This window comes from Pseudomonas sp. Sample_16, from assembly GCF_004307665.1.
Classification (GTDB): domain Bacteria; phylum Pseudomonadota; class Gammaproteobacteria; order Pseudomonadales; family Pseudomonadaceae; genus Aquipseudomonas.
In genome coordinates, this window is the sequence record NZ_RCOB01000038.1 from 1 (window position 1) to 5,598 (window position 5,598).

A 5,598-nucleotide genomic window follows, 5' to 3' on the forward strand; every position below is an offset into this window, starting at 1 on the left:
CTACAGGTATCGGTTACTTCTTCATGATTGAAGTGAAGAGGTCTGACTCCAGAAACCGTTGCAGCCACGCCTGTAAATGCCGATACGGCGTCTGCGCGAACCAGTCGCGATCGACATGGGCGAATTGCCGTATGAACGGCATCAGCGCCACATCGGCCAGGCTGGGATGTTGCGCCAACAAGTAGTCGCGACGCTCCAGCAGTTGATCCAGCTTGTGCAAAAACTGCGAGCCCTCGGCGCGATAGGTTTCCATTGGTTGCTCGGGGTAGCGTTCGGCGTACTTGTAGCGATTGAGATGAATTTTGAACGACTGATCGTTTTCCGCGATCAGCTCTGCGACTCGCAACTGCCCTTGCGGATCATCCTTGAGCAGCCAGTCCTGCGGATCGTTTTGTGCCAACGCCCAACGCATGATGTCCAGGCTTTCCTCGATCACTTGGCCGTCGACGCTGAGCACCGGCACCGTGCCTTTGCTCGATAGCGCGAGCATCTCTGGCGGCTTGGCCTTCAGGCTGACTTCGACGATGTCCACGGCAACGCCGGCGTAGCGCAAGGCCATGCGCGCACGCATGGCGTATGGGCAACGTCGGAACGAATACAGCGTACTCATTTCACCTCCAGCGTGCTGAGACCGTTGCCTTGGCGGCGCACCTGAATCTGCACCGGAATGCGCTCATGCATTTCCTGCACATGGGAAATCACCGCGACCTTGCGACCTTGCGCCTGCAAGCCGTCGAGCGCGTCCATGGCCAGTTGCAGCGACTCGGGGTCCAGACTGCCGAAGCCTTCGTCGATGAACAGCGATTCGATTTTCAAGGTGCTTGAAGCCATTGAGGCGAGCCCAAGCGCCAGGGCCAGCGACACCAGGAAAGTCTCGCCACCCGACAGCGAATGCACCGAGCGCAGTTCGTCACCCATCTCGGTGTCCATCACCAACAGGCCGAGCATGCTGCCGCCACGCTTGAGGCGATAACGGCGCACCAGTTGCCGCAGTTGCACGTTGGCGTGGTGCACCAACAGGTCGAGGTTGTAGGCCTGGGCGATCTTGCGGAAGGTGTCGCCAGTGGCGGAACCGATCAGAGCATTCAGGCGCGCCCAGCGCTGGAACTCGGCGTAGGCCTTGGCAATTTGCTCGGCCAGCGCCTGATTGGCATTCTGCCGTCGCTGATCTTCGGCTTGCTCGGCGCGCAGTTCGGCGCATTGTTGCTCGCTGAGGTTGAATTGACCTTGCAGGTCGGCGAGGGCGCCGGCGAGTTGTTCGGCATCGAGATTGCCGTTGTGCAGCGCTTGATGGTCGGCCAGACGCTGGTCACGTTCCTGCAGCAGTACCTTGGCCTGCTCAACGGCTTTTTCGTTGTGCTGCAAGCGCTGACGCAGTTCGCTGACCTGAGTGTCATCGACACGCAGCAGGTCTTCGAGATCGCCGTCGTCCAACTCAGGATGACGCGCGCGCCACTCGGCGATTTTGCCCGTCAGCTCTCGGTCTTCGTTTTCCAGGATCTGCTGACGCTCCTGTTGTGCTTTCAACTGCGTAACGATCTGCACACATTGTGTGCGCACGTTCTGCAGTGCCTGGGCCGTTGAGTTTTCGGCGTTGCGCGCCTGTTCCACAGCCTGTTCGAGCTGCTGCTGCCAGTGCTCGGCGCTGCCGTGTTCACCCAGCAGTTGCGCGAGTTTCGCCTCGCTGGCCTGTTGCTGGGCGGCCAGTGCGTTGAATTGCTGTTCGGCGCTTTGCAACTGTTGCGCGCGGCTGAGCTGGCGATCCTGTTCCTTCTCCAGCATTTGCTGGCGTTGCTGCTGTTCGGTCAACTCTTCTTTGTGCTGATCGGCTTGCGCCAGGCGCTCGGCAATTTGCCGATCCAGCTGCAGGAAGGTCGCCGCGGGCTCGACGCGCAGGGCTTCCAAGGTGTCTGCCGGTAGCAGGCTGGCGAACGCGCTGAGTTCCTCATCGAGTCGCTGACGGTCGCTGCTCAGTTCCCGTTGTTGATCGCTCAGGTGCTGCGCCGCTTGCTGATGCGCGGTTTCGGCGTTGCGCAGTTGCTGGGTCAGACGCGCCGCGTCCTGTTGCAGGGTGAGCAGGGCGCTCTGGCGTTGCTCGTCCTGGGTGATGCTCTGGTTCAATTGCTCGTTTTGCCGGACCAGCCAGGCGTCGCGCTTGTCGGCGTCCTGATTGAGCAACGTGGTTGCCAGCGGATGCGCTTCAAGGCTCGGCGTCAGTGCCTGAAGCTGGGCGGTCAATTGCTCCTGTTGTTGCAATAGCTCTTTCTGTCGGGCGATCACGCCACCGACGTCGGCGCGCAACTCGGTGAGTTTTTCCTTGAGCCGATCCACCGCTTGCTGCGCGCTGGCCTGTTCGGATTCATCATGACGACCGAGGCTTTGCAGCAGGGCCTGCGGCTGATGATACGGATGCTCGTTGCTGCCACAGACCGGGCACGGCTGGTCGTCCTGCAACTGCGTGCGTAGCTCTTCGACACTGGCGCTGCGAGCCAGACGCTGGCGCTCGAGCAGTTCACGGGTGACGTTGAGGGTTTGCTCGGCGACGCTGAGTTCGGCTTTGGTCTTCACCCCGTCCTCAGTCAACCGCTCGCGCTCCAGTTGCGCATCGAGCAGGCGCTGATGCAGCTCGGCGCCGTGTTTTTCCAGCGCTTGCTGACTGGCCCAGAGCCGCGTCAGGTCTTCGACGGCACGCAGCTGTTTACGATTGTCCTGCAGCAGATTGCCGAGGATACCGATTTGCTCGGCGACGGCTTCGGGCTCGGCGCCGGCCTCTTTGAACAACACTTCCAACTGTTGCTTTTGCTCGGCCAGCGCTTGGGCGCTGTGCGCGGCGCTCCGTTCGAGGCTGGCCAGTTCGCCCTGGCCCTTGTTCAGGCGATTGCCGATCAACATCAGTTGTTGCAAGCGGTCGCGATAGGCATTCCACGCATCGCTCAGCGGCGCCAGAGAGGCGCTTTGTTCCAGCTCGGCGGCAATCTTTTGCAGGCGCTCGGCGACCTGAACCTGTTTTTCCTGCAACGCCTGAATCGCGCTCTGGCCTTCGGTGCAGGCCTGCTCGGCAGCTTGTCGGGTTTCGGCGCTGAGGGCGGTGTCCCTGGCGAGGCGGGCGAGGGTGCTTTGCTCTTCAAAGGCCTGACGCAACAGCGGGGCGCTTTCGCTGTGTCGCTGCTGCGCTTGGCTCAGGGCAATTTTTGCCGACTCGAGCGCCTGCTCCAGTTGCGTCTGCCGCTGGGTGAGCTCGCCGTGCTGGCGAGTGTGCTCGGCAATTTGTTCGGCCAGCGGCGTCAGTTGCGCATCGAGTCCAGTCTTGCGGGCGAACTGGTGACGTTGCGGGGCGAGTTGTTCAAGGCGCGTGAGTTTCAGGCGCTCGCCGGCCAGAGCTTCCCACGTTTGCTGCGCACTGTGCAGTTGCTCGGCGGCGGCTTGCTGCGCATCTTGCAACTGACGCAAATCCTTGAGCCAGCCATGCTGTTGTTCCAGTTGTTTGAGCTGTGCCTGTTGCAGCTTCAATTGTTGCTGGGCGGCGTTGAAGCGCGAATCCAGTTCGGCCCGGTCTTCAGGAGACAGCGGCGTGACACCGCTGGCCTGATCCTGCAACAGCTTGTAGGCTTCGCGGGCTTCCTTGGCCTTGTCGAAGGCGCGGCGACCGAGGCGGGTGTAGAGCGCAGTGTCAGTGAGCTTTTCCAGCAGTTCGCTGCGGTCGTTGTCATCGGCCTTGAGAAAGGCACTGAACTCGCTCTGCGCCAGCAGCACGGCGCGGGTGAACTGTTCGAAATTCAGGCCCAGGGCGGCTTCGAGCTGGCTTTTGTATTCGCCTTTCTGGCTGGCCAGCAATTGATCCTGATCGATATCGCGCAGGCTCTGGCGGCTGGCTTGCAACTTGCCACCGGCCTTTTCCCGGGCGCGGTTGGCCTCCCAGCGTGCGCGGTAGCGACGACCATCGACCCCGACGAAATCCACTTCGGCATAGCCTTCGCCAGTACCACGGCGCAGCAAGGTGCGCGGGTCACCGGTGCCGATTTCGCCATCGGCATCGGGCACCTTGGCGTCGCGTCCGGTGTTGTTCAGGCGCGGTACGGCACCGAACAGGGCCAGGCACAGGGCGTCAAGCAAGGTGCTTTTACCGGCGCCGGTCGGTCCGGTAATCGCGAACAAACCGGCGCTGGCCAACGGTTCGGCGGTGAAATCGATTTCAAACGGGCCGGCCAGGGAGGCAAGGTTTTTCAGGCGGATCGCGAGGATCTTCATGGTTGTTCGCTCTCCAGCTGTACGTCTTGCAATAGCTCGGCAAAGTCTTTGAGCGTTTGTTCGTCAACCTCACTGCCGTAGCTGTCCTGCCAGGCACGGCGGAACAGTTCCTGAGGTGTGAGCTGGTCGAGCTCGATCAAGGCGTCGCCCTCGTCGGCGCCTTCGCGGTTGCCGTTACCCGCGTATTCGGCGGCGATTCGCACCAGACGCACGGCTTTGCCTTGCAGCGCGGTTTCGATTTGGTTGCGCAGGTCTGGCTGCGGCTCGTCAAGACGAACCCGCACTTCAAGCCAGGGTTGTCGTTGGTAGTCGGCCAGCAGATCGATATTGGGCTGATCGGCCAGTTGCAGGAGGATTTCTGCCAGAGGCGCCGGGCCAATGCGTTGCAGATTGACCGCACGGGGGATCAGTCTCGGTTCAACGCTGACCAGGGTTTCGCCATCGAGCGTGATGTCGAGAATCTGGTGTTGATAGCCGATCTCGGAGAACGACAGCGGGATTGGCGAGCCGCTGTAGCGAATACGTTCTTCACCGTTGACCTTCTGCGGTTTGTGCAGGTGGCCCAAGGCAACGTAGCTGATACTCGGCCCAAACAGGCTGGCGGGCAGGGCTTCGGCATTGCCGATGATCAGGCTGCGCTCGGAGTCTTCCGAGACCGAACCACCGGCCATGTGCGCATGGCTGATGGCGATCAGCGCCTGGCCCTTCTTGCGTTTGGCGTTGGCTGCCTCGATCAGCCATTCATGAACCTGTCCGATGCCGCGCAGATAATTGTCGCCCAAGTGCGGGCCGGTGACTTCGGCAGGCCGCAAGAACGGTAGCGCCAGGCACCAGGCGACGGTTTTACCTTTTGCGTTCGGCAGCGGTAACAGCAAACGTTCGGCGTCGAGTTGCCCGTCGTCCAGCCACAACACGCGGCCCAACGCATGAGTGCGCAAGCGGCGCATCAACGGCGCGGGCAATTCGATCCGTGAACCGGAATCGTGGTTGCCAGCAATCATCACGATGGTCAGCAACGGTTGCTGCTCGTGGGCGCTGACGATGAAGTCGTAAAGACGTTCCTGGGCTTTGACCGGTGGGTTGACCGTATCGAAGATATCGCCGGCGATCAGCAGCACATCCGGTTGCTGCAGTTTGAGCTGGCGCAGCAGCCAGTCGAGAAAACAACCGTGCTCGAAATCGCGATCCTGGCCGTGCAGGTTCTGCCCGAGGTGCCAGTCGGAGGTGTGAAACAAGCGCATGACAAATTCCATACAGAAGCCGTGGCCATGTGAGGTGTGACCACGGCTTTTTGATTATTTGGGATAAAGCGGCGGCAAGCCGCTGTCAGCCACCGGGTCCTGGACCCGT

Annotated in this window: 3 protein-coding genes; all 3 read right to left on the reverse strand. The window is 61.3% G+C overall.

Annotated elements, in window-relative coordinates; all coding sequences use genetic code 11:
• Nucleotides 1–13: 13 nt before the first annotated feature.
• From D8U69_RS05375 to D8U69_RS05385, 3 genes are read right to left on the reverse strand one after another with little or no spacing between them, the layout of a single operon-like run.
• Nucleotides 14–610: a glutathione S-transferase gene (locus D8U69_RS05375; protein ID WP_130906849.1), complete on the reverse strand. Its 597-nt coding sequence runs from the start codon at nt 608–610 to the stop codon at nt 14–16.
• Complete coding sequence (locus tag D8U69_RS05380) at nt 607–4,248, reverse strand: AAA family ATPase (RefSeq protein WP_130906850.1); 3,642 nt, start codon at nt 4,246–4,248, stop codon at nt 607–609. Before D8U69_RS05380 ends, D8U69_RS05375 begins: the two co-directional genes overlap by 4 nt.
• Nucleotides 4,245–5,489 (reverse strand): exonuclease SbcCD subunit D C-terminal domain-containing protein, encoded by a 1,245-nt coding sequence (locus tag D8U69_RS05385; protein ID WP_130906851.1) that lies wholly within the window; start codon nt 5,487–5,489, stop codon nt 4,245–4,247. Before D8U69_RS05385 ends, D8U69_RS05380 begins: the two co-directional genes overlap by 4 nt.
• Between the last annotated feature and the right edge of the window lie 109 nt (nt 5,490–5,598).